This window comes from Azospirillum sp. UENF 312511 (assembly GCF_058780635.1).
Map to the genome: position 1 here is coordinate 800,271 of NZ_JBSNCG010000001.1, position 22,177 is coordinate 822,447.

Here is a 22,177-nt window from a genome sequence, read left to right on the forward strand (position 1 = left end):
GTGAATTACACACAAGTCCGCAAAAGACGACTTGCCTGATAGGGATCGTCCGTGTTCAATAATCCCCGGCACCGCGCCATCGACCGTCAGCCTGGGGAACACCGTTCATGCCGTCGCGCTTCAGCCAGAGCCTCATCGCCGTCGGGCTGGTGACCTTGGCCGCCCTGGCGACCGCCAGCGCCGCGAGCCGCAGTACGATCTTGAACGTCTCTTACGACCCGACGCGGGAGCTGTATGAGGAGTTCAATCCGGCCTTTGCCCGCACCTGGGCGGACGCGTCGGGGGAGACGGTGGTCATCCACCAGTCGCACGGCGGATCGGGCGCGCAGGCGCGCTCGGTCATTGATGGGCTGGACGCCGACGTGGTGACGCTGGCTCTGGGCTACGACGTGGATGCGATTGCCGACGCCGGGCTGATCGCGAAGGATTGGCGGACGCGCCTGCCGAACAACAGCTCCCCCTACACCTCGACGATCGTCTTCCTGGTCCGCAAGGGCAACCCGAAGCAGATCAAGGACTGGGACGATCTGGTGAAGCCGGACGTTGAGGTGGTCACGCCGAACCCGAAGACCTCGGGCGGGGCGCGCTGGAACTACCTTGCCGCCTGGGCCTATGCGCTGAAGACCAACGGCAACGACGAGGCGAAAGCCAGGCAATTCGTCGCCGACCTTTACAAACACGTCCCGGTGCTGGACAGCGGCGCCCGCGGGGCCGCCCTCACCTTCACCCGCAAGGGCGTCGGCGACGTGCTGCTGGCCTGGGAGAACGAGGCATTCCTGTCGCTCCAGGAGTTCGGGGCCGACCAGTTCGAGATCGTCGTGCCGTCCCTGTCCATCCTGACCGAGCCGCCGGTGTCCGTGGTGGACAGCGTGGTCGACCGCAAGGGCACCCGCAAGGTGGCCGAAGCTTATGTGCAGTATCTCTACACCCGCGAGGGGCAGGAGATCGCCGCGCGGAATTTCTACCGGCCCCGCCATCCCGAGCTGGCGCGGCAATATGCCGGGCGCTTCTCCCCGGTGGCGCTGGTGACCGTGGACGACGTCTTCGGCGGCTGGCGCAAGGCCCAGGCGACCCATTTCGCGGAGGGTGCCCTGTTCGACCAGATCCAGTCGGCGCCCCGCTGAATCCCAGGATATGAGCACGCAGTGACGGAGCGGGAGGGCCAAACACCATGAGCACGACATCGACCCCCCGGAGCACGGACCCCCGGAGCACGGATGGCGACGCCAACCCGCTGACCGGCGTGATCGCCGAGAACATCCGCAGCTTCCGGCTCCGCCAGGGGCTGTCCGTCGACGCGCTCGCCAAGCTGTCGGGCAACAGCCGGGCCGAGCTGACGGCGATCGAAGCCGGGCGGGGACCGTCCAGCATTGACTTCCTATGGACCATCGCCCGCGCGCTCGACGTGCCCTTTTCCAGCCTGCTCAGCAGTGGAGGCAGCGGCGGGACCACGGTGATCCGGCGGGCGGACAGCCGGCCGTTGGCCTCGCGCGACGGACGCTTCAGCTCGCGGGCGCTGTTCCCCTTCCACGGCGAGCGGCAGGTGGAGTTCTACGAGCTGCGCCTCGCTCCCGGCACCGATGAGCGGGCCGACGCCCACACCATCGGCACCGTGGAGAACATCCTGGTCGGGCGCGGCGTGGTCGAGATCGAGACCGGCGACGGCACCCACCGGCTGGAGGAGGGCGACACGATCCAGTTCGACGCCGACGCCCCCCACGCCTACCGCAACGCGGGTGACGGCGAGGCGCTGCTGTATCTCGTGATGACCTACGTCTTCTGATTCCGGCGTTCTCTGGCCCTGGATCAGGCGGCGGTCCGCACGCTGGCGTCGCCGTTGGCGGGGGCCTGCGGCCCGCTGTCGCGGGACATCTCCGTCTTCAGGGCGGCGGCGAGCTGCCGGAAGGTCTCCTTGCGGCCGGAGGTGCGGCGCCAGACCAGCCCGATCCGGCGGAACGGCCGCTCCCCGCCCAGCGGGCGGACCACCACATCCAAACCGCGCAGAATCCCCGAGTTCGAGCGCCATCTGGGGCAGCAGCGTCACCCCCAGCCCGTTGGCGACCATCTGGACCAGGGTGTGCAGGCTGGTGCCCTGGAACGTGGCGCTTTGCCGCGCCCCCTCCATCGAGCAGGCGGCCAGCGCGTGGTCGCGCAGGCAGTGCCCGTCCTCCAGCAACAGCAGATCGTCCAGCGCGACGTCGGACGGGCGGGGCGTCGTGACGTCGCTCAGCCGGTGCTCGGGCGTGCAGACCACGGAAAAGCGGTCTTCGGCGATGTCGATCGATTCCACGTCGCCGGAGGGGTAGGGCAGGGCGAGGATGGCCGCGTCCAACTCCCCCGATTCCAGCCGGTCGAGCAGCCGGGCGGTCTGGTCCTCGCGCAGGAACAGCTTCAGCTTGGGGAAGCTGTCGCGCAGCGCCGGCATCACGCGAGGGATCAGGAAGGGGCCGATGGTCGGGATCACGCCGAGATGGAGCGGTCCGGACATCGGGTCCTCCACCGAGCGGGCCATGTCCACCAGCTCCTCCGCCCCCTTCAGGACGGTGCGGGCGCGGTCGGCGATCTCGCGGCCCAACGGGGTCGGCAGGACGGTGCGCCGCGTGCGCTCGAGCAGCGGGGCGCCCAGCAGATTCTCCAATTCCTGGATGCCGGCGCTGAGCGTCGACTGGCTGACGAGGCACGCCTCCGCCGCCTTGCCGAAATGGCAGCGATCGACGACGGCGACGAGGTAGTGGAGCTGACGCAAGGTGGGGAGGGGCTTCATGCACTGCACAATAATCGGTTTTATCGATCAAAGCGATTGGTATTTTTCGCTTCCATCGCTGACCCATTGCCCCTAACTTCCCTGGTGTCAAGCGACCAACGAGGGGGGAGCAGACTTCCGGCAGGGATGCCGCGGCACCGGTAGCCCATTTGGGAAACGGCGCCAGGCTGGCAGGACACCGGAGTGACGCTTGCTCCAATCATTCAGACTGATGGAGAAATCATGTCCTTGATCAACACCGAGATTAAGCCGTTCAAGGCGACCGCTTTCAAGGGCGGCAAGTTCATCGACGTCAGCGACGCCGACCTGAAGGGCAAGTGGTCGGTCGTCTTCTTCTACCCGGCGGACTTCACCTTCGTGTGCCCGACCGAGCTGGAAGACCTGGCCGATAACTACAGCGAGTTCCAGAAGCTCGGCGTTGAGATCTACAGCGTTTCGACCGACACCCACTTCTGCCACAAGGCTTGGCACGACACCTCGCCGGCCATCGGCAAGATCGGCTACACCATGGTCGGCGACCCGACCGCCACGATCTGCCGCAACTTCGAGATCCTGATCGAGGAGAAGGGCCTCGCCGACCGCGGCACCTTTGTCGTCGACCCGGACGGCAAGATTCAGATCGTCGAGATCACCGCCGGCGGCATCGGCCGCGACGCCCGCGAGCTGCTCCGCAAGGTGAAGGCCGCCCAGTACGTCGCCTCGCACCCGGGCGAGGTCTGCCCGGCCAAGTGGGAAGAGGGTGAGAAGACGCTCGCCCCGTCGCTCGACCTCGTCGGCAAGATCTAAGCCTCTCCGGCTTGATCCTCTGGGAACCGCCGGCCGCAACCGTGGCCGGATGGTTCGGCCGCAGCCACGCCGGCCGCGGCGCCACGGCTTCGGGCCCGGATCGATTCCGGGCCCGGATCACGAGTGGCCTTCATCCGTTCACCAAGATCTGCCGTTCACCAAGATCTGCCGTTCGACAAGAAACGCTTCAACGAACTTCTGCTGCCCGGACCCGCCCTGGCGCCACCGGGCTCGCTTCGAAAAACCACTTTCGGGAGCCCTCGCCGTGTTGGATAGCAACGTCAAAGGCCAGCTCAAGGCCTATTTCGACAAGATCACGCAGCCCATCGAACTGGCCGCCTCCCTGGACGACGGTGCCAAGTCGCAGGACATGCAGGCTCTGCTGCAGGACATCGCGTCCCTGTCGGACAAGATCACCTTCGTCCGCACCGACGACGACGCGCGCAAGCCCTCCTTCGCGATCAAGCGCACCGGCACCGATGTCGGCGTCCGTTTCGCCGGCCTGCCGATGGGCCACGAATTCAATTCCCTCATCCTCGCCCTGCTGCAGGTCGGCGGCCACCCCTCCAAGGAGTCGGCGGAGGTTATCGAGCAGGTGAAGGCGCTGGAGGGTGAGTACAGCTTCGAGACCTACTTCTCGCTGTCCTGCCAGAACTGCCCTGACGTGGTGCAGGCCCTGAACCTGATGAGCGTTCTGAACCCGCGGATCAAGCATGTCGCCATCGACGGCGCGCTGTTCCAGCAGGAGGTCGAATCGCGCAAGATCATGGCCGTCCCGTCCATCTTCCTGAATGGCGAGCCGTTCGGCCAGGGCCGCATGGGGCTGGAGCAGATCCTCGCCAAGATCGACACCGGCGCCTCGCAGCGCGACGCGGAGAAGATCAAGGCCAAGGACGCCTTCGACGTGCTGGTGATCGGCGGCGGCCCGGCCGGCGCCGCGGCGGCGATCTACGCGGCGCGCAAGGGCATCCGTACCGGCGTCGCGGCGGAGCGCTTCGGCGGTCAGGTGCTCGACACCATGGCCATCGAGAACTTCATCTCCGTCTCCCACACCGAGGGGCCGAAGCTGGCCACCGCGCTGGAGCAGCACGTCAAGGAGTATGAGGTCGACGTGATGAACCTGCAGCGGGCGGAGAAGCTGATCCCCGCTTCGGGTCCGGGCGGCCTGATCGAGGTCCAGCTCGCCAACGGCGCCTCGCTGAAGTCGAAGACGGTGATCCTGTCCACCGGCGCCCGCTGGCGCCAGATGGGCGTCCCCGGCGAGGACGAGTACCGCAACAAGGGCGTGGCCTATTGCCCGCACTGCGACGGCCCGCTGTTCAAGGGCAAGCGCGTGTCGGTCATCGGCGGCGGCAACTCCGGTGTGGAAGCGGCCATCGATCTGGCCGGCATCGTCGCCGAGGTGACGCTGATCGAGTTCGACAGCCAGCTCCGCGCCGACGAGGTGCTCCAGCGCAAGCTGCGCAGCCTGCCGAACGTGCGCGTCATCACCTCGGGCCTGACGACCGAGGTGCATGGCGACGGCACCAAGGTGACCGGCCTCAGCTACAAAAACCGCAACACCGGCGAGGTGCATCGGATCGATCTGGAAGGCATCTTCGTGCAGATCGGCCTCGTGCCCAACACCGAGTGGCTGAAGGGCTCTGTGGCGCTGAGCCCGCGCGGCGAGATCGAGGTGGACGCCCGCGGCCAGACCTCCATCCCCGGCGTCTTCGCAGCGGGCGACGCGACGACGGTGCCCTACAAGCAGATCATCATCGCCATGGGCGAGGGCTCGAAGGCCGCCCTGTCGGCCTTCGACTACCTGATCCGCATGGCGCCGGTCGAGGCCGTCGCGGCGGCGTAAGGGGGACGTGGTCGCGTAGGGCCCCCCTCCCGACCTCCCCCCGCTTTCGCAGGGGGAGGAGAAAAGCCCTCCCCTGCGTCAGCGGGGGAGGGTTGGGTGGGGGCTGGTCGCGTACCCCCGCCCACGTCAGCGCAGCCCTGCCAGCACCTTGTCCAGCGTGATCGGGAACTCGCGCACGCGCACGCCGGTCGCGTGATGGATGGCGTTGGCGATGGCGGCGGGAACGCCGACGATGCCGATCTCGCCGACCCCCTTGGCGCCCAGCGCGTTGACCATGTCGTCATGCTCCTCGACGAACAGCACGTCGATCTCCGGCACGTCGGCGTTCACCGGGACATGGTACTCCGCGTAGTCGTGGTTCATCACGCGGCCCAGCCGGTGGTCGGTGAAGGCCTCCTCCTCCAGACCCATGCCGATGCCCCAGACCACGGCGCCCTGAATCTGGCTGCGCGCCGTTTTGGGGTTGATGATGCGGCCGGCGGCGATGGCGCTGACCACGCGGGCCACCCGGATGGTGCCGAGATCCTCATCCACCCGCACCTCCACGAAGACGGCGGAATGGGTGGCGAAGGTGTGCCGTGCCCGCGCCAGCAGATAGGGCAGGGCGCGCGCCTCCTCCTCGATGCTGAGGGTGCCGGAGCCGCGCATCACGTCGGTGATTGACAGCCGCCGCGACCGGTCGTCCCGGACGATCAGATGGCCATCGGCAAAGAGCACATCCGCCTCCGCCACGCCCTTCAGCGGGTTGTCCTCAAGCTTGCCGGCCAACGTGACCAGCTGTGAGCGCACCCGGTCGCACACCGCCTTCACCGCCGACCCGACGGTGGAGACGGTCCAGGACCCGCCCTCGATGGGGGCGGTGGGAAGCGAGGAATCGCCCAGGCAGAAGGTCACCTCCTCGATCGGCAGGCCCAGCACGTCGGCGGCGATCTGCGTCATGACGGTGTAGGTGCCGGTGCCAATGTCGGCGGTGGCGCTGGACACCACCAGCTTTCCGTCGACGCCCAGCACCGCCTTGGCGGCGGCCTGCCCCTGCATGGCGTCCCACACACCCGCCGCCATCCCCCAGCCGATCAGTTCCCGCCCGTCGCGCATGGAGCGCGGCGCGGGGCTGCGCTTGGCCCAGCCGAACCGTTCCGCCCCGTGCTGGAAGCAGGCGCGCAGTTCCTTGCTGGAGAAGGGGTTGCCGGTGTTGGGGTCGGTCTCCGCGTAGTTCTTCAGGCGAAGCTCCACCGGGTCCATGCCGAGCTTGCAGGCCAGCTCGTCCATGGCGATCTCCAGCGCCGGGACGCCGGTCGCGGCACCGGGCGCACGCTGGTCCAGCGGCGTGTGCACGTCCAGCCGCGTCAGCTTATAGTCCAGCCGGACGTTGTCGCAGGCGTACTGCTGGCCCGACCAGTTGACGACGACCTCCACATAGTTCTCGTTTTGGGAGCTTTCCTGAACCGCCTCATGGATCAGCGCCCGCAGCGTGCCGTCGCGGTCGGCGCCCAGCGCCACCCGCTGGATGGTTTCGGGCCGGTGGCCGAAGCTGAACATCTGCGGGCGCGACAGCTCCACCCGGACGGAGCGTTTCAACTGCGTCGCCGCCAGCATGGCCATGAAGAGCTGATGCTGCGGCCGCAAGCCGGAGCCGAAGGCGCCGCCGACGAAGGGCGACATCACCCGCACGGCGGATTTGGACAGGCCGAAGACGTTGCAGACGTAGGTGTGGCAGTTCTGCGCGCCCTGGGTCTTGTCGTGGACGGTCAGCGTGCCGTCGTCGTGGTGCAGGACGGTGGTGGCGTGCATCTCCATCGGGTTGTGGTATTCCGCCGCCTGGGTGAACTCCGCGTCCACTTGGACGGGCGAGTCCAGGAAGGCTTGCTCCGGGTTGCCGCGGGGCTTCGGCGGGGGCTCGAAACCGCCCTTGTCCTTGCCGGGGGTGAAGCTGTTCGCGCGGTTGGCGCGCAGGTCGGTCTGGTGGGCCGCCGCCTCATACTCGATGTGGACGAGGCGGGCGGCGTAGCGGGCCAGCTCGAAGCTCTCGGCGATCACCAGAGCCACCGGCTGGAGCGCGTGGTGGATTTCCGCGTCGTAGAGCGGGCGGAAGGGCGCTCCCTTGGGCGCGTCGTCGTCCTTCCATTTGCGGTCGAACCAGGCGAGGCTCGGCCGGTTCTCGTGGGTGAAGATGTGGATGACGCCGGGCAGGGCCAGCGCCGCCGCCGTGTCGATGCAGGCGATCCGCCCGCGCGCGATGGCGCTGGAGACGATGTAGCCGTGAGCGAGGTCCGGCAAGGTGAACTCGGCGGCGTAATGGGCGTTGCCGGTCACCTTCTTGCGCCCGTCCACCCGGTTGACGGGCTTGCCGATGGGGCCGTTGGGCTCCGTCAGGAAGCCGGGAATGCTGGGAATGGCGATCATGGACGGGGCGCTCCCTTGCGCTCGGCGGCTTCGGTCAGGGCACGGACGATGGCGCGCTCGGCGAGTTCAATCTTGAAGCTGTTGTGCTCGTGCCCCTTGGCGTCGCGCAGCAGCACGCGCGCTGCGGCGCGGAACTGGTCGGGCGTGGCGGGCTTCCCGACGAGGGCCGCTTCCGCCTCCGGATCGCGCCAAGGCTTATGCGCAACCCCGCCCAGCGCCAGACGGGCCTCGCGGATGGTGCCCCCATCCATCTCCAGCCCCGCAGCCACCGACACCAGCGCGAAGGCGTAGGAGGCGCGGTCGCGGATTTTCAGATAGGTGGAATGCTCGGCGAAGCCCCTGGCCGGCAGGTCGATGGCCGTGACGAGGTCGCCCGGCTGCAAGGTGGTGTCGATCTCCGGACGGTCGCCGGGCAGGCGGTGGAACTCGGCGAAGGGGATGCTGCGCTCACCCTCCGGCCCGGTCACCTGGACCACCGCGTCGAGCGCCGCCAGAGCGACGCAGAGGTCGGAGGGGTGGACGGCGATGCACTGATCGCTGGCGCCCAGGATGGCGTGGATGCGGTTGACCCCGCCGATCGCGCCGCAGCCCGACCCCGGCTCCCGTTTGTTGCAGGGGGTGGCCGTGTCGTAGAAGTAGTAGCAGCGGGTCCGCTGCAGCAGGTTGCCGCCGTTGGTCGCCATGTTGCGGAGCTGCGCCGAAGCCCCCGCGAGAATCGCCTTGGACAGCATGGGGTAGCGGGTCTGCACACGCTCGTCGTAGGCGGTGTCGGCGTTGCGGGCCAGCGCGCCCAGCCGCAGGCCGCCCTCCGCCGTCTCCTCGATCCGGTCCAGCGGCAGACGGGAGATATCGACCAGCTCGTCCGGACGAAGCACGTCGGCCTTCATCAGGTCCAGCAGATTGGTCCCCCCGGCGACGAAGGCCGTCCCGGAGGCGCCGGCCCGCCCGATCGCGTCCGCCGCGCTGTCGGCGCGGGCGTAGGTGAAGGATCTCATGGCGCGCCCTCCGCCTTCGGGCCGGTGATGGTCATGGCCTGCCGGATCGCCGCGACGATGTTGGGATAGGCCCCGCAGCGGCACAGGTTGCCGCTCATCAGCTCGCGGATCTCGTCGTCGGTGGTGGCCTTGCCCTCGGCGATCAGCCCGGCGGCCGAACAGATCTGGCCCGGCGTGCAGTAGCCGCACTGGAAGGCGTCATGCTCGATGAAGGCGTCCTGGAGCGGGTGGAGCGCGTCGCCGGTGGTCAGTCCCTCGATGGTGGTGACCTTGCGGCCGTCCTGCATCGCCGCCAGCGTCAGGCAGGAGTTGATGCGCCGCCCGTCCACAAGCACGGTGCAGGCCCCGCACTGGCCGTGGTCGCAGCCTTTCTTGGTGCCGGTCAGGTCGAGGTGCAGGCGCAGCGCGTCCAGCAGCGTCGTCCATGGCGCGAGATGAAGCGCCCGCTCCACCCCGTTGACGTTCAGCGTGACGGGAATCGGTTCGGGCGGCGGGGCGGGGGCCGGGCGCAGGCTGGCGTTGAGCTGTGCCATGGAGACTCCGGATCTGCGGGGGAGCGCCGGACGCCGCCACGATCAAGGGCTGCGCCGACTTCACATGTCCGGACAACAGGAGGTTGGCACCGCCGTTCCGCTGTCGAAATGAACGAGCCGGGAAGGCGGAATGCGCATCCCGGCCACAGGCTGGAAAGTTGGGGTTCTTGCGGCTCGCCGTTACTTTTTTGCGGTGCCGGCGATGCCGGACTTCTCCGCGGCGTCCAGCAGGGTGACGACTTCCGGGGCGACCCACCAGCGACAGCGCTTGCGCTCATCGCTGGACACGGCGATGACGCGGTCGATCAGGCGGGTTTCGGCAGCGCCGAACGTCTTCTGCTGACGCAACGCCGCCTCGATCACCCCGGCCAGCGCGATGTCGAGCGCGGTGATCTCGATGGGGTAGCTCAGCATGTCCGCCAGATCGGCAAGCTGGCCGAGCGTCCGCAGCCCTTCCGCGGCGCCAGTGGAGGACAGGCGGCGGAAGACCGTGGCGACGTGGTTGCCGTCCTCGGCACGCCACGGCTTGCCCGACGACACGATGCCGCGCCGCGCCAGCTGTGCCTGGAACTCGTTGACGAAGCGCACGCGCTCCATCAGCGGGTCGAGCACGCTGTGCATGGTCAGCGCCTCGATCCGCCGGGCGAGGACGGGGGCGAGGTCCTCGTGCACGGCGTTGCTCAGCTCGCGGAACGCCTGATGGACCATGTTGCGTTCGCGGTCGGTGGTGTCCAGCTCCAGCGCGTGGACGGCGTCGTACCAAGCCAGGAAATGCTGGAGCTGGGCGGAGGGATGGTCGCGGTCGTCCACCGCGTCCGCCACCAGCAGGCCCGGCTTGCTGAGGAAGCTGCCGGTCAGCGTGGCCTTCAGCGCTTCCGCGGCGACCAGAAGGCGGCCGATGATGGCGTCCTTCGCCACGGCGACGGGGAAGGCTTCGAACAGGCGGGTCGCCAGGGCGGCGTCGTCGCGCCGGTGCAGGCCGGCCACCGCGAACATGGCCGCCCCCTCGCGCGTGCAGTCGCCGCGGCGCACCATCTCCCGCGCCAGACGCACCGGGTCGCCGTGCAGCATCGACGGCAGGGGCTGGTCCGCCCAGGCGGGGGCCGCCAGAAGGATGGTTTCCATCCGCTCCAGCTCCGCACGGGCGACGCCTTCGCGCTGGCGCACGCCGTGGCGTTTCAACATCTGCGCGCGGAAGCCCGACACCTCGGCCAGGAAGGCGGTCGCCTCCGCCGGCGTGGCGCGCAGGCGGGCCAGAACGGCGAGGCTGCGCTGGCGCAGCTCGTCGGCCCAAGTCTGCGCCTCGGCGGAGGCGAAGATTTCGTTCAGCGGCTGGTCCTTGGCGAGCCGGGCCACCGTCTCCTGGACGCGGCCGACCAGCGGTTCCATGCGCGGGACCAGGGCGAACCACCAGGCGCTGACGTCCGCCAGATGCAGGGCGCCGGCCAGCCGGACCCCGCTGGTCAGCAGGGAATCGTCGCGCAGGATCAGCGCGTCGAACAGGCCGGTCCAGACGCGGCGCGCGTGCTCCGACCGGCGGCCGTTCAGCATGGTGACCAGCATCTGGGCGACCGGTTCGGCCATGTCCTCCAGATACCCGTCGCGGATCATCTTGTAGAGCTGGAGCTTCTGACCATGGTCCAGCGGGGCCAGCACGTCGGACACACGCTTCAGGCTCTTGTCCTGTCCACCGGGCAGATCGGGCAGGGCGAGGTGGAGCGGAATCGCCGTCGCCGCATCGGGCGGCACACCGTTGTCCGCCTGCGTCTCTTTCGACATCCGGAGCTTTGCCATGGTCGGATCCGTCCGCATCGAAGCGTGTGGAAATTCAATCTAAGATCGATTGGATATGGTCGTTAGAATGTGCCTAAAAAGCCTAACGAATCGCTAAGCGGTGACAAAGACAGATTTTCACGGTCTCTATGACGAAATGCAACAAGGTTGGCGAAACAGAAAGCCAAGATGAGTCGTTGACCGTTACATTTAAAACACAATCCAGGCGCTCATGACTCAGCCTTTCAACGGGCGGGTCTTCGCCGGCTCGGCGGGCTTGCGCGCGGGGATGGGTGGCGCACTGCGTTCCCGCCCTTCCTCCCCAAGGAATCCTTGCGCCGCGACGACGGCGGAGCGCCACGGGCGGTCCATCGCCATCCAGTTCTCGAAGGGCAGGCGGTCGAGGGGCAGGCCCGGCCAGGACGCGGAAAACAGGCCGGAGATCATCCAGCCGGCCAGCAGCGTGACCGCCAGCTGCTCCGAGAATCCGCCGGTCTTCAGGATGGGCAGCGCGAAGTTGCGCCGCCGTTTGATCGGCCACAGCAGCGGCAGTCCCGCCGGGGTCAGCAGGTCGCCCGCCAGATGGGTCAGATAGCCGATCAGGAAAGGCAGGATCAGGTGCGAGTAGTCCGCGTACTCGTGCAGAACCCACAGGCACCCCACGATGGCCAGCGTGGAATGGGTGACGCCGCGATGCCCGAAGACGGCCGAGATCATGTTCGACAGCGGCCGCATCAACTGGCCGAGCGTCGATTTGGGATGGTCGATGTCCGGCGCCAGCGACCCGATCACCGCCGCCCCGAACGCCACCACGTCGAAGGGCAGGCCGAAGCGTGCCGAGGCGTAGAACCACGCCGCCCCGCCGACGATCATGTGGGAAGAGGCCATCATGACCGGTCACCGCAGGGCGAGCGATGAGGCACAGGGCGTCAGAACGCGCGAAGGCTGTGCCTGGGTGACGGCCACTCTGTCGGATGCTCCCGGATTCCTGGTTCCTAACACTAGGACAGAAGTCGCGCCCACACAATAACGGCCTGATCAAGAGGGATTCCGAAATGACATGGCGCCTATGCGTTCACGCCCGCTTCGGCGGGGCAGGGGTGCCGTCAGCCCGCCGGGCCGCGGCTGCAGGTGGCGCCGATGGCACGCAGGGCGTTGCGCACCCGCCCGACGCTCTCGCGGTCCGGCAGGCTGTACCACGTGATGGTCAGGGCGACCGGCGCGGCGCGGCGCAGGCCGTGGACGTCGCCGGGCGCGGCCTCGACGACGCGGCCCTGGCTGCCGACGAACCAGCGCCAGCGCTGGCCTTCCCCGTCGGCGAGCGACTGCCAGACCTCGCGGGAGTCCCGGTAATAGGCGCCGCCCCCGGCGTCCGCCGCGTCGGCGTAGAGGTAGAGCGGATTCTCGGGCGATAGCGAGAGCAGCAAATGCTGGACGGACCGCGGTCCGCCGGAACGGATGACGGCGTCGGGGAGCGGCTCGTCGCCGTCCTGGCCATAGTCGAACATGGTGGAGCCGCGGTGCATCGGTCAGTCGGATCGGGCCTGGGGGATCAGATTTGGGGGGTCAGCCGGGCTGGAGGAATTCGACCTCGACGAAAACGATGTCGCTGGCGCCGTCGTTGATGACGTTGTGGCTGACGCCGGCCTTGCGGAAATAGGAGCGGCCCGGCTCCAGCGGGAATTGGCGGGCGTTGCCGTCCGGATCGACGATGGTGAAGGCGCCGGTCGTCACCGGAACGATCACATAGTCGTAGCCGTGCACATGGGCGCCGGTCTCCGCCCCCGGCACCAGACGCCATTCGGTGACGCGGGTGCGCTCGTTCTCGACATGCTGGGTGGAAACCGCCTGCGGACGGGTGCTCATCTCCTGGTGCCCTCCTTGCTCTTCTCGTTGGGGACTTTTCAAAAGAACAATTCGTGTACCACGAAGCCCGAGCCGCGCCCAGACCGAAGCGCATCCGGCGCCTTTCCTTGGGACTCCTTTGGCGAGCGCCCCCCTCCTTTGGGGGATGTCTACCTACGATTGAATCCGTGACCCGATGACTCCCCGCAGCTTAGCCTTGCCGGTCCGTACCGCGGAAACCGTCAGGGAGGGGCGTCAGGCCGGCATGCCAGCGTTGAGGAGCCACCAGACCATGGTCGCCGGCATCGCCGCGGCCATCGCGCAGCGGCAGACGGACGTGCGGGACGTGCTGGCCGCGGTGACGCCGGGTGGAGGCAAGTCGCTGCTGCCGGTGATCATGGGGGCGGCGCTGATGCGCGCCGGGCTGATCGACCGCATCTGCTGGATCGTGCCGCGCGACAGCCTGCGCCGGCAGGCGGAAGAGGCCTTCGCCGATCCGCGCTGGCGCGAGGCGTTGGGGCACGGGATCGCGCTGCGGGCGGCGGAGAACGGGCGCGATCCCTGCCGCGGCCTCCAGGGCTACGTCACCACCTATCAGGCGGTCGCTGCGGCGCCGGACCTGCACCTTCAGGAGTTCCGCCGCCACCGGTATCTGCTGGCCGTGGACGAACTGCACCACCTGCCCGCCGTCGCCGACACCGGAACGGCGACCACGGCGGAGGACGAGACCGCCTGGAGCCGCTCCATCCTGCCGCTTCTGGAAAGCGCCGCCGCCCGGCTGCTGATGAGCGGCACGCTGGAACGGGCGGACGGGCGCCCCATCCTCTGGCTGCCCTACCGCACGCCCCAGGGGGTGCGGCGGGTGCGTGAGATCGACTTCAAGGCGCCGGGCTGGGCCATCGTCGGCTATTCGCGACGGCAGGCGCTGGCTGAGAAGGCCATCCTGCCGGTGACCTTCGGCGCGATGGACGGCACCGCGACGTGGCTGGACGCGGAGCGGACGACGCGCAGCGTCGATGCGCTGTCCCGCGCCGGGGAGAACACCCGCGACGCCCTCTTCACCGCGCTGCGCACCGGCTTCGCCCAGGCCATGCTGCGCGAAGCCTACCGCTCCTGCCGCGAGCACCGGGCGAAGCGGCGCGCGGCGGCGACCGGTCCAAATGGGGCGGAGCATGAGGGCGCGGGGCTGGGCAAGCTGCTGGTGATCGCGCCGGACCAGGAGACCGCCCGCAACTACCTCGACACGCTGCGCGGCTGGATGCCCGGCGCTCAAGCGGCGCGGATGGCGCAGATCGCCATTTCCGAACGGCGCGACGCGCAGGAGGTGGTGGCCGCCTTCCGCCTGCGCCCCGAACCCGCCGTTCTGGTCTCCGTCGCCATGGCCTATGAGGGGCTGGACGCGCCGGCCATCTCGCACGTCGCCTGCCTGACCCACATCCGTTCCCGCCCCTGGCTGGAGCAGGCCATCGCGCGGGCCACCCGCGTCGACCCGCACGCCGGCGCCTACGAGCAGCAGCGGGCGGTGATCTACCACCCCTCCGACATGATGTTCGAGCGGTTCCGCCAGATGGTGGAAACCCAGCAGGGCACGCGGGCCATGGTCAAGACCCGGCGCCAGCACGAACTGCCCTTCGAGCGCACGGTGGAGGCGGAGCCGGAGATCATTCCGCTGGAATCCAACGCGACGGCCCTGCGCTTCGCCGTGGTGGCGCCCGGCCCCGATTTCGGCAACCCGCCGCCGGGGCGCGATTCCGCCGACCGCCCCTCGGCCGAGCGCCCGTCCAAGGACGGGGTGCAGGTGCCCAGCGCCGTGGAGCATCATCTGCGCCAGCGCATCGGCCAGATCGTGGCGGCCCAGGTGATCGAGGACCAGGACAACAACCTCGTCGCCGAGGGGCCGGTCAGCTACCACACCTACAACGCCGTGCTGAAGCGCTGCATGAACAAGGCGCGGTCGGAGATGACGCTGTCGGAGCTGGAGGCCGCCCTCGGCTGGCTGGAGCGCAACCGCATCTCCGATCACCTGCACCTGATCGCCGATGACCCGCAATACCGCTGGTCGAGCCGCCGCAAGGGCCGAGGGGCGGGGGCGGTCACGGCCTTCTCGAAACCATCCCGCCGGACGCCACACCATGGTACGGTGAAGCCGGCGTCCTAAATAACGCCCCCGGCCACACTTTTTTGCAGCGGCGAAGCCATCGGCCTTCGTGGAGAGTGTCGGCCCGTTCGCCACCCGTGGAGGTTACCGGTGCGTTTCGCGAGGCCGCTCAAGATTCTTCTCGTTGAGGATGACTCGCTCACCGCCATGGCAATGGCCCGCATGCTGGAGATGGCCCATTGCACGGTCACCACCGTGACGGATGGGGAAGCCGGTTTGAACGCGCTGGCCGTTGGCTCCTTCGATGCGCTGATCACCGATCTGGTGATGCCCCGGCTGGGCGGCGAGGCGATGATCCGCCGGCTGCGCCTCGACTGGCCCGACCTGCCCATCGTCGTCCTGTCGGCCTCTCCGCCCGAGGACGGAATCCCCGGCCTGCAGGACGGGGAGGGCGGACCGCTGGTGATCCTGAGGAAGCCCGTCCTGGCGGGGGAGCTGCTGACGGCGATGGAACGGGTGTTCCTGAAGACCTGACCGGGGGGCGATCAGGCCTTCTTCTTGCCGAAGCTGATCTTCGGTTCCTCGCCCTTCAGCAGGCGCGTGATGTTCGCGGAATGGCGGATGGCGACCAGCACGGCGATGAACAGGCAGAGCCCCGCCACCAGCGGCCCGCCGAAGATCCAGCCGAAGATCGGGCTGAGGCCGAGGGCGGTCAGGGCCGACAGCGACGAGATTTTGAACAGGAAGGCCATCGCCAGCCACGTCGCGCAGGCGATGACGCCGACCGGCCAGGACACCGCCAGCAGCACGCCGAGCGCGGTCGCCACGCCCTTGCCGCCCTGGAAGCCGAGCCAGACCGGGAAGCTGTGGCCCAGCATGGCGCCGCCCGCCGCGAAGACCGCCGCCTCCGGCCCCGCCCAGGCGAGGGCGATCAGGGCGGCGATGGCGCCCTTGCCGCTGTCCAGGAGCAGGGTGGCGGCGGCGAGCGGCTTGTTGCCGGTGCGCAGCACGTTGGTGGCGCCGATGTTGCCGGACCCGATCTGGCGGATGTCGCCCAGGCCGGCCAGCCGCGTCAGCACCAGACCGAAGGGGATCGAGCCCAGCAGATAGCCCAGCAGGGCCGAGACAAGCAGGGTCACCGCGTCAGCCCTCGAACTGCCAGACGGTGCGCCCGTCCACCACGGTGCGCAGCGGACGGCCCTGGACGGGGCGGTCCTCGAAGGGGCTGTTCTTCGACTTCGACTTGAAGGCCGCCACGTCCACCTTCCACGGCACCTCCAGGTCGAAGGCGATCAGGTCGGCTGGCGCCCCCTTGGCGATGCGGCCGAGCGGCAGGCCGAGGAGTTCGGCCGGCTTCACGGTCACGCAGGCCAGCGCCTTCAGCAGCGGCATGGCGCCCTTGTGCACCAGCTCCAGCGTCAGCGGGAACAGCGTCTCCAGCCCGATCACGCCGCAGGCGGCCTGGGCGAAGGGCAGGCGCTTCTGGTCCTGGTCCTGCGGCGTGTGGTCGGAGGCGATGGCGTCGATGGTGCCGTCGGCCAGACCTTCCACGATGGCCCGCCGGTCCATCTCGCCGCGCAGCGGCGGGGACACCTTGGCGAAGGTGCGGTAGTCGCCGACGTCCGTCTCGGTCAGGGCGAAGTAATGCGGGGCGGTGTCGCAGGTGACCTTCAGCCCACGCGCCTTGGCGCGGCGGATCAGGTCCACCGACTCGCCCGTCGTGACATGGGCGAAGTGCAGCCGGCCGCCGGAGAGTTCGAGCAGGCGCAGGTCGCGCTCGATCATGATGATCTCGGCCTCCCGCGGGATGCCGACGAGGCCGAGGCGGGTGGCGCGCTCGCCCGAATTCATCATGCCGCCGCTGGCGAGGCTCGGCTCCTCCGGATGCTGGACGATCAGCTTGTCGAAGGTACGGGCGTAGCTGAGCGCGCGGCGCATCGCCTTGGCGCTGGCGATCGCCTTGGTGCCGTCGGTGAAGGCCACGGCCCCGGCGCGGGACAGCAGGCCCATCTCGGTGATCTCGTTGCCGTCCGTCCCGCGGGTGGCGGCGGCGTAGGCGAAGACCTTGACCAGACGGACCTCGCGGGCGCGCCGGGCGATGAACTCCAGGCTCGCCACCTCGTCGGTCACCGGGTCGGTGTTGGGCAGCAGGACCACGGCGGTGATGCCGCCGGCCACCGCGGCGCGCGACGCGCTCTTGATGGTGTCCTTTTCCTCCTCGCCGGGCTCGCCGATCAGGACGCGCATGTCGACGAGGCCGGGGGCGAGGCACTGGCCCTGGAGGTCCACGACCTCGATCCCCTCCGGCACGCCGTCGGCGAACAGGGACGGGCCGAAGTCGGCGATCTTCGCGCCTTCGGTCAGCAGGTCGCCCCGCTGGTCCAGGCCGCTGGCGGGGTCGAGCAGGCGGGCGTTGCGGTAGGCGACGCGGGCGTTGGCGTTAGACATCGGTGCCCCGGCCTTCGTTACTGTTAGGGTCTCGGGTGAGAAGGTCGAGCACGGCCATGCGGACGGCCACGCCCAGCTCCACCTGATCGAGGATCATGGAGCGCTTGAGGTCGTCGGCGACCTCCGAATCGATCTCGACGCCGCGGTTCATCGGGCCGGGGTGCATCACCACCGCGTGCGGCTTCGCCACCGCCAGCTTCTCGTAGTCGAGGCCATAGAAGTAGAAGTATTCGCGGGTCGAGGGGACGTACTGGCCGCTCATCCGCTCGGTCTGGAGGCGCAGCATCATCACCACGTCGGCGTCCTTCAGGCCGGTTGCCATGGAGTGGTGGATCTCGACGCCCAGCCGGTCGATCTGCGAGGGGATCAGCGTCGGCGGCGCCACGACGCGGACGCGGGCGCCCATGGCGTTCAGCAGATGGATGTTGGAGCGCGCGACGCGGCTGTGCAGGATGTCGCCGCAGATCGCCACGATCAGCCCGTCGAGGCGGCCCAGGCGGCGGCGGATCGCCAGCGCGTCCAGGAGCCCTTGCGTCGGGTGTTCATGGTGGCCGTCGCCGGCGTTGATGACCGAGCAGTTGACCTTGTCGGCCAGCAGCTTCACCGCCCCCGAATCGGCGTGGCGAACAACCAGCGCGTCGAGGTGCATGGCGTTCAGCGTCATCGCCGTGTCGATCAGCGTCTCGCCCTTCTTCACCGAGCTGCCGTCCGACGACATGTTGATGACGTCGGCGCCGAGCCGCTTGCCGGCCAGCTCGAAGCTGGTGCGGGTGCGGGTCGAGTTCTCGAAGAACAGGTTGACGATCGTCCGCCCGTCGAGGAGCGACGACTTCTTCGAAGGCTGGCGGTTCTGCTCGACGTAGCCGTCGGCGAGGTCGAGGATGGTGGTGATCTCGCCTGCCGTCAGCCCCTCGATGCCAAGGAGGTGGCGGTGCGGGAAAACCGTCGTGAAATGGGGCGATCCGGTCATGGGCCGCGACTATAGGAGCGGTCCCGGACGCCCGCAAGCGCGCCCTATGACCTTTTTAAAGGTAGGCGATGAGGCGCCCGCAGGCCAGGACGCCGACCCACAGCGCGAGCGAGGCTGCGCCGGCGAACCGGGCGCCCGGCGGTGGCCGGTCCGCAAGGCTCCACTCCGCCATCCGACGGCCGGCGAGCCCATGGAAGGCCAGGATGTTCAGCAAGGCCAGCCCGATCAGCGCCAGCTTCGCCAGGAAGGCCGGATTGCCGGCCAGCGCCGTCGCCTCCGTGGTGAAGAGGAGGAGACCGGTCGGCACCGCCAGCGTGAAGCCGGTCACCGCCACCGGCAGGAGCAGCCGCGCCAGCGCATCCGCCGGCAGCAGCGGCGCCCGGACCCCGATCAGCCGCAGGTCGAAGGCCAGGATCGCCCCGACCAGCAGGGCGAATCCGAGGATGTGCGTGATCTCGACCAGCGGGTAGAGCCAGACCGACTGGCGCAGCGACTCGCCGAGCCCGGATGTCTCCAGCGCGACGAGCCAGCCAGGGCCGGTGGGGCCGAGATCGTGGTCCATGGTGCGACCGGGCGCGGGGGCCGCCGTCAGCGCAGCTCAATGGTCTTGTCGGCGGCGGTGATGCGTTCCGCCCGCAGCTCCGCCGGATCGGACTTGGCGGGGTAGCCGACCACCGTCACGGTCTGGCCGGGCTTGATCGAATCGGCGGGCAGGCCGCGCGTGCTCATGCGGCTGGGCGGGGCGAGCACGACGTGCCAGACCTTGCCGTCGGCCTGGAGGTTCAGCATGGCGTGCGGGTTGTTGAAGGCGATCTGCTGCACGGTGCCGGTCAGCGTCATCTCCTGGCCCGCCTCATAGCCGCCCCAGCCATGGTGGGCGGCGGCGGGCCAAGCCAGCGAAGCGGACAGGAGGGCGGCGAGGGCGAGTGGGCGTGCGGGCGTCATGGCGCAACCTTTCCCCGGTCAGGCGTCTGTTCAGGCGTCTGGGGAAGAGGTTGTGGCGGACTCCGCCGCGGACAAGGTCCGGCTGTGAGCGTCCGCAGGATCGGTGGCGGCTTCCTCGAACAGCCAGTCGCGGAACGCCTTCACCTTTGGGCGCGAGAAGTAATGGGGCGGGGCGGCCACGTAATAGGCGTAGTTGCCCGGCAGGTGGACGTTGAACAGCCGGACCAGCCGCCCGGCGGCCACATCGTCCGCCACCAGGACGCCGCGGGCCAGCGCGACGCCGCCGCCCTCCGCCGCGACCTGGAGCAGCAGCGCCGAATCGTCGAAGCGCGGGCCGCGGGCGTGGTCCAGCCCGGCGATCCCGGCGGCCTCGCCCCAGGTGCCCCAGGTGATGAAGTAATCGTCGTGGAGCAGCGTGTGGTGGCGCAGGTCCTCCGGACAGCACAGCGGGCGGGGGCCGTCGAGAAGCGATGGGCTGCACACCGGGTAGATGTCCTCGGTCATCAGCCGCTCGCACCGCAGGCCGGGCCAGTTGCCGGCGCCGAAGCGGATGCCGATGTCCACGTCCTGTTGGGCGAAATCCACGAGCTGCGGGGTGGTGTGCAGCCGCACCTCCAACTCCGGATGGCGGGCCTGGAAGCGGCCCAGCCGCATGACCAGCCACTTCGCGGCGAAGCTGGGCATGGTCGAAATGGTCAGCGCGCCGGACCCGTCCATGCGGAACAGCCGCTCCGTCGCGTGCGACAGCGTGTCGAGCGCGTCGCGCACCGGCGGCAGGTAGGATTGCCCGGTCTCGGTCAGGATCAGCGCGCGGTTCATCCGGCGGAACAGCGGCATGCCCAGCCATTCCTCCAGCCCCTTGATCTGGTGGCTGACGGCAGCCTGGGTGACGTGAAGCTCCTCCGCCGCCTTGGTGAAGGACAGGTGCCGGGCGGCGGATTCGAAGGCGCGCAGGGCGTTCAGCGGCGGCAGGCGACGGGCCATGGAGCGACTCCGGGAGGCGGGATTCGGATTAGTTTTCCTAATCCAAACTATGAGAAAGCGTCGTTTGTGCGCAAGGACCGGGTGGCCCATCCTCCAGTCACGGAACACAGTTCGGAACGTCGGGCGACAGGCACCGACGACGACCGGACACAAGAGGAGACGCGGTCATGGCCCAGAGCATGAATGACGGCATGAACACCCGCACCGACGCGCGGGAGCGGCCCGGCCAGGGCATTGCCAATCATGGGATCGGAGGTGCGGTGGTCGCCCTGTTCGACACGGTGGCGACCTGGAACGAGCGGCGGCGCCAGCGGCGCGCGCTGGAGGCTTTGCCCGATCATCTGTTGCAGGATATCGGCCTGTCCCGCGCCGACGCGGTGACCGAGGCCGACAAGCCCTTCTGGCAGGGCTGACTTATTCCGATCGAGGAAATGGACGGGAGCGAACCGATGAGCGACGGCGGAGTTCTGGCGGGCGGGTGTCTGTGCGGCGCCGTTCGGTACGAAGTGGTCGAGCGGCCCATGGGGGTGGTGAACTGCCATTGCGGCCAGTGCCGGCGCTTCCACGGCCATTTCGGCGCCTACATCACCATCCCGCGCGAGACGGTGGCGGTGTCCGATTCGGACGGCACCCTGTCCTGGTACCGCTCCTCGGCGAAGGCCCAGCGCGGATTCTGTTCGCGCTGCGGGTCGTCGCTGTTCTGGAACGGCGACGAGTCCGACCTGCTTGACGTCGCCGCCGGGAGCCTGGACCAACCGACCGGCCTCGCCACGCTGCGGCACATTCATGTTGCCGACAAGGCGGACTATTACACCATCGACGACGGACTGGAGCGTTTCCCCCGGGGCGCTCCCGAGCCGCCGTAAGCTGCTGGACAAGTCGTCGCACATTATTGTGCCAGCACGGAAACCCGGCTATTGAGAACGGAGTCATGATAGATTGATTCCGTTCGAATATTTTTGACAAGAATATTCGGATTGTGGGGGAAGTTGTTCTTATTGATTGAGGGGGAAGCCGGCAATGGACATTCCGCGGATATTCAACATCACGGAAAGCGCCCATCGCATCCACAACCCGATCACCCCTGAGAAGCTCGCCACACTCGGCGCGGCGCTGCGTCTGGAGGCCGGGACCCGCGTGCTCGACCTCGGCAGCGGGTCGGGGGAAATGCTCTGCACCTGGGCGCGCGATCACGGCATCGTCGGCACCGGTGTCGACATGAGCCGGCTGTTCACGGAGCAGGCGACGCTTCGTGCCGTGGAACTCGGCGTTGCCGACCGGGTCGCGTTCATCCATGGCGATGCCGCGGGCTATGTCTCGGCCGAGAAAGTCGGCGTGGCGGCCTGCGTCGGGGCCACCTGGATCGGCGGCGGGGTGGCCGGCACGGTGGAACTGCTGGAGCGCAGCCTGTGCCGCGGAGGGATCATCCTCATCGGGGAGCCCTACTGGCGGCGCCTGCCGCCGACGGACGACGTCGCCAGGGGATGCCTTGCCCGGGCGGTTTCCGACTTCCTCACGCTTCCGGGCCTGCTCGCGTCCTTTCGCCAGCTTGGCTGCGACGTCGTTGAAATGATGCTGGCCGATCAGGACGGCTGGGACCGCTACGAGGCGGCCAAATGGTTGACCATGCGCCGGTGGCTCGAAGCCAATCCCGACGACGAGCTTGCGCCGGAGGTCCGGGACAAGCTGACCTCGGAGCCCGAGCGCTACGCCACCCACACGCGTGACCATCTGGGGTGGGGCGTGTTCGCGCTGATGAGGCGTTGACGGGCTGTCGCGTGCTCTGG

The 22,177-nt window shown here is 68.7% G+C and carries 23 protein-coding genes and 1 pseudogene; 9 read left to right on the top strand and 15 right to left on the bottom strand.

Annotated features, from left to right (window positions below):
• The first annotated feature begins 107 nt into the window (after positions 1–107).
• Together ACWPN7_RS03615 and ACWPN7_RS03620 are read left to right on the top strand one after the other, a co-directional pair.
• The gene (locus ACWPN7_RS03615) at positions 108–1,124 is read left to right on the top strand and encodes a sulfate ABC transporter substrate-binding protein (protein WP_040134340.1); all 1,017 of its coding nucleotides are present in this window, start codon (positions 108–110) and stop codon (positions 1,122–1,124) included.
• Positions 1,125–1,171: 47 nt separating this feature from the next.
• Positions 1,172–1,783 carry a helix-turn-helix domain-containing protein gene (locus ACWPN7_RS03620; protein WP_149650119.1) on the top strand — a complete coding sequence of 204 codons (612 nt, stop codon included), beginning with the start codon at positions 1,172–1,174 and terminating at the stop codon, positions 1,781–1,783.
• Positions 1,784–1,806: 23 nt separating this feature from the next.
• Here the strand turns inward: ACWPN7_RS03620 and ACWPN7_RS03625 are convergent, their stop codons facing one another.
• Both ACWPN7_RS03625 and ACWPN7_RS03630 read right to left on the bottom strand, forming a co-directional pair.
• On the bottom strand, positions 1,807–1,995 hold the full coding sequence (locus ACWPN7_RS03625; RefSeq protein ID WP_492273247.1) for a hypothetical protein: 189 nt from the start codon (positions 1,993–1,995) through the stop codon (positions 1,807–1,809).
• A gap of 82 nt (positions 1,996–2,077) precedes the next feature.
• Positions 2,078–2,764 (bottom strand): annotated as a pseudogene (locus ACWPN7_RS03630) (LysR substrate-binding domain-containing protein); the annotation flags it as partial.
• Between the two features lie 222 nt (positions 2,765–2,986).
• Here ACWPN7_RS03630 and ahpC point away from each other — a divergent pair.
• Both ahpC and ahpF read left to right on the top strand, forming a co-directional pair.
• Complete coding sequence (ahpC, locus tag ACWPN7_RS03635) at positions 2,987–3,550, top strand: alkyl hydroperoxide reductase subunit C (RefSeq protein WP_137104973.1); 564 nt, start codon at positions 2,987–2,989, stop codon at positions 3,548–3,550.
• 265 nt (positions 3,551–3,815) lie between these two features.
• The gene (gene ahpF, locus ACWPN7_RS03640) at positions 3,816–5,396 is read left to right on the top strand and encodes an alkyl hydroperoxide reductase subunit F (protein WP_459196692.1); all 1,581 of its coding nucleotides are present in this window, start codon (positions 3,816–3,818) and stop codon (positions 5,394–5,396) included.
• A 126-nt stretch (positions 5,397–5,522) separates the two neighbouring features.
• Here the strand turns inward: ahpF and ACWPN7_RS03645 are convergent, their stop codons facing one another.
• The 7 genes from ACWPN7_RS03645 to ACWPN7_RS03675 all read right to left on the bottom strand — a co-directional run bounded on the left by ACWPN7_RS03645 (position 5,523) and on the right by ACWPN7_RS03675 (position 12,966).
• Positions 5,523–7,799, bottom strand: a complete 2,277-nt coding sequence (locus ACWPN7_RS03645) for a xanthine dehydrogenase family protein molybdopterin-binding subunit (RefSeq protein WP_459196693.1) — start codon at positions 7,797–7,799, stop codon at positions 5,523–5,525.
• Positions 7,796–8,794 carry an FAD binding domain-containing protein gene (locus ACWPN7_RS03650; RefSeq protein ID WP_103039527.1) on the bottom strand — a complete coding sequence of 333 codons (999 nt, stop codon included), beginning with the start codon at positions 8,792–8,794 and terminating at the stop codon, positions 7,796–7,798. Before ACWPN7_RS03650 ends, ACWPN7_RS03645 begins: the two co-directional genes overlap by 4 nt.
• The gene (locus ACWPN7_RS03655) at positions 8,791–9,327 is read right to left on the bottom strand and encodes a (2Fe-2S)-binding protein (RefSeq protein ID WP_103039526.1); all 537 of its coding nucleotides are present in this window, start codon (positions 9,325–9,327) and stop codon (positions 8,791–8,793) included. Before ACWPN7_RS03655 ends, ACWPN7_RS03650 begins: the two co-directional genes overlap by 4 nt.
• A gap of 180 nt (positions 9,328–9,507) precedes the next feature.
• Positions 9,508–11,121: a hypothetical protein gene (locus tag ACWPN7_RS03660; protein ID WP_492273117.1), complete on the bottom strand. Its 1,614-nt coding sequence runs from the start codon at positions 11,119–11,121 to the stop codon at positions 9,508–9,510.
• A 216-nt stretch (positions 11,122–11,337) separates the two neighbouring features.
• Positions 11,338–11,991, bottom strand: a complete 654-nt coding sequence (locus ACWPN7_RS03665) for a metal-dependent hydrolase (RefSeq protein WP_201044044.1) — start codon at positions 11,989–11,991, stop codon at positions 11,338–11,340.
• Between the two features lie 215 nt (positions 11,992–12,206).
• On the bottom strand, positions 12,207–12,626 hold the full coding sequence (locus tag ACWPN7_RS03670) for a hypothetical protein (RefSeq protein WP_014198408.1): 420 nt from the start codon (positions 12,624–12,626) through the stop codon (positions 12,207–12,209).
• A gap of 40 nt (positions 12,627–12,666) precedes the next feature.
• A complete protein-coding gene (locus tag ACWPN7_RS03675; RefSeq protein ID WP_103039523.1) occupies positions 12,667–12,966 on the bottom strand; it encodes a cupin domain-containing protein in 300 nt (99 codons plus the stop codon).
• A 244-nt stretch (positions 12,967–13,210) separates the two neighbouring features.
• On the opposite strand from ACWPN7_RS03675, the gene ACWPN7_RS03680 reads away from it, so the two are divergent.
• Complete coding sequence (locus tag ACWPN7_RS03680; RefSeq protein ID WP_081863154.1) at positions 13,211–15,103, top strand: DEAD/DEAH box helicase; 1,893 nt, start codon at positions 13,211–13,213, stop codon at positions 15,101–15,103.
• Positions 15,104–15,193: 90 nt separating this feature from the next.
• Positions 15,194–15,577, top strand: coding sequence for a response regulator (locus tag ACWPN7_RS03685; protein ID WP_081863153.1), 384 nt, complete (start codon positions 15,194–15,196; stop codon positions 15,575–15,577).
• Positions 15,578–15,588: 11 nt separating this feature from the next.
• On the opposite strand, the gene plsY is transcribed toward ACWPN7_RS03685, so the two are convergent.
• From plsY to ACWPN7_RS03715, 6 genes are read right to left on the bottom strand one after another with little or no spacing between them, the layout of a single operon-like run.
• Positions 15,589–16,182, bottom strand: a complete 594-nt coding sequence (plsY, locus tag ACWPN7_RS03690) for a glycerol-3-phosphate 1-O-acyltransferase PlsY (protein WP_451994255.1) — start codon at positions 16,180–16,182, stop codon at positions 15,589–15,591.
• Positions 16,183–16,186: 4 nt separating this feature from the next.
• Positions 16,187–17,491: a dihydroorotase gene (locus ACWPN7_RS03695; RefSeq protein WP_103039520.1), complete on the bottom strand. Its 1,305-nt coding sequence runs from the start codon at positions 17,489–17,491 to the stop codon at positions 16,187–16,189.
• Complete coding sequence (locus tag ACWPN7_RS03700; RefSeq protein WP_200474704.1) at positions 17,484–18,461, bottom strand: aspartate carbamoyltransferase catalytic subunit; 978 nt, start codon at positions 18,459–18,461, stop codon at positions 17,484–17,486. The genes ACWPN7_RS03695 and ACWPN7_RS03700 overlap by 8 nt, the downstream gene beginning before the upstream one ends.
• A gap of 55 nt (positions 18,462–18,516) precedes the next feature.
• Positions 18,517–19,023, bottom strand: a complete 507-nt coding sequence (locus ACWPN7_RS03705) for a hypothetical protein (protein WP_145702256.1) — start codon at positions 19,021–19,023, stop codon at positions 18,517–18,519.
• A gap of 26 nt (positions 19,024–19,049) precedes the next feature.
• Entirely contained in the window at positions 19,050–19,406 is a 357-nt protein-coding gene (locus tag ACWPN7_RS03710; RefSeq protein ID WP_014198415.1) for a DUF6152 family protein, read from the bottom strand.
• A 30-nt stretch (positions 19,407–19,436) separates the two neighbouring features.
• Positions 19,437–20,390: a transcriptional regulator GcvA gene (locus ACWPN7_RS03715; RefSeq protein WP_459196695.1), complete on the bottom strand. Its 954-nt coding sequence runs from the start codon at positions 20,388–20,390 to the stop codon at positions 19,437–19,439.
• Between the two features lie 167 nt (positions 20,391–20,557).
• Between ACWPN7_RS03715 and ACWPN7_RS03720 the strand changes: the two genes are divergently transcribed.
• From ACWPN7_RS03720 to ACWPN7_RS03730, 3 genes are all read left to right on the top strand, one after another.
• The gene (locus tag ACWPN7_RS03720; protein WP_040134329.1) at positions 20,558–20,803 is read left to right on the top strand and encodes a DUF1127 domain-containing protein; all 246 of its coding nucleotides are present in this window, start codon (positions 20,558–20,560) and stop codon (positions 20,801–20,803) included.
• Between the two features lie 36 nt (positions 20,804–20,839).
• Complete coding sequence (locus ACWPN7_RS03725; protein ID WP_040134328.1) at positions 20,840–21,256, top strand: GFA family protein; 417 nt, start codon at positions 20,840–20,842, stop codon at positions 21,254–21,256.
• Positions 21,257–21,410: 154 nt separating this feature from the next.
• Entirely contained in the window at positions 21,411–22,157 is a 747-nt protein-coding gene (locus tag ACWPN7_RS03730) for an SAM-dependent methyltransferase (RefSeq protein WP_459196696.1), read from the top strand.
• Positions 22,158–22,177: the final 20 nt, after the last annotated feature.

What these genes read in the sequence shown, in the direction of transcription:
- ACWPN7_RS03615 (WP_040134340.1), top strand. Translation starts at nt 108, where the DNA reads ATGCCGTCGCGCTTCAGCCAGAGCCTCATCGCCGTCGGGCTGGTGACC.
- ACWPN7_RS03620 (WP_149650119.1), top strand. Translation starts at nt 1,172, where the DNA reads ATGAGCACGACATCGACCCCCCGGAGCACGGACCCCCGGAGCACGGAT.
- ahpC (WP_137104973.1), top strand. Translation starts at nt 2,987, where the DNA reads ATGTCCTTGATCAACACCGAGATTAAGCCGTTCAAGGCGACCGCTTTC.
- ACWPN7_RS03645 (WP_459196693.1), bottom strand. Translation starts at nt 7,799, where the DNA reads ATGATCGCCATTCCCAGCATTCCCGGCTTCCTGACGGAGCCCAACGGC.
- ACWPN7_RS03650 (WP_103039527.1), bottom strand. Translation starts at nt 8,794, where the DNA reads ATGAGATCCTTCACCTACGCCCGCGCCGACAGCGCGGCGGACGCGATC.
- ACWPN7_RS03655 (WP_103039526.1), bottom strand. Translation starts at nt 9,327, where the DNA reads ATGGCACAGCTCAACGCCAGCCTGCGCCCGGCCCCCGCCCCGCCGCCC.
- ACWPN7_RS03660 (WP_492273117.1), bottom strand. Translation starts at nt 11,121, where the DNA reads ATGGCAAAGCTCCGGATGTCGAAAGAGACGCAGGCGGACAACGGTGTG.
- ACWPN7_RS03665 (WP_201044044.1), bottom strand. Translation starts at nt 11,991, where the DNA reads ATGATGGCCTCTTCCCACATGATCGTCGGCGGGGCGGCGTGGTTCTAC.
- ACWPN7_RS03670 (WP_014198408.1), bottom strand. Translation starts at nt 12,626, where the DNA reads ATGCACCGCGGCTCCACCATGTTCGACTATGGCCAGGACGGCGACGAG.
- ACWPN7_RS03675 (WP_103039523.1), bottom strand. Translation starts at nt 12,966, where the DNA reads ATGAGCACCCGTCCGCAGGCGGTTTCCACCCAGCATGTCGAGAACGAG.
- ACWPN7_RS03680 (WP_081863154.1), top strand. Translation starts at nt 13,211, where the DNA reads ATGCCAGCGTTGAGGAGCCACCAGACCATGGTCGCCGGCATCGCCGCG.
- ACWPN7_RS03695 (WP_103039520.1), bottom strand. Translation starts at nt 17,491, where the DNA reads ATGTCTAACGCCAACGCCCGCGTCGCCTACCGCAACGCCCGCCTGCTC.
- ACWPN7_RS03700 (WP_200474704.1), bottom strand. Translation starts at nt 18,461, where the DNA reads ATGACCGGATCGCCCCATTTCACGACGGTTTTCCCGCACCGCCACCTC.
- ACWPN7_RS03705 (WP_145702256.1), bottom strand. Translation starts at nt 19,023, where the DNA reads ATGGACCACGATCTCGGCCCCACCGGCCCTGGCTGGCTCGTCGCGCTG.
- ACWPN7_RS03710 (WP_014198415.1), bottom strand. Translation starts at nt 19,406, where the DNA reads ATGACGCCCGCACGCCCACTCGCCCTCGCCGCCCTCCTGTCCGCTTCG.
- ACWPN7_RS03715 (WP_459196695.1), bottom strand. Translation starts at nt 20,390, where the DNA reads ATGGCCCGTCGCCTGCCGCCGCTGAACGCCCTGCGCGCCTTCGAATCC.
- ACWPN7_RS03720 (WP_040134329.1), top strand. Translation starts at nt 20,558, where the DNA reads ATGGCCCAGAGCATGAATGACGGCATGAACACCCGCACCGACGCGCGG.
- ACWPN7_RS03725 (WP_040134328.1), top strand. Translation starts at nt 20,840, where the DNA reads ATGAGCGACGGCGGAGTTCTGGCGGGCGGGTGTCTGTGCGGCGCCGTT.
- ACWPN7_RS03730 (WP_459196696.1), top strand. Translation starts at nt 21,411, where the DNA reads ATGGACATTCCGCGGATATTCAACATCACGGAAAGCGCCCATCGCATC.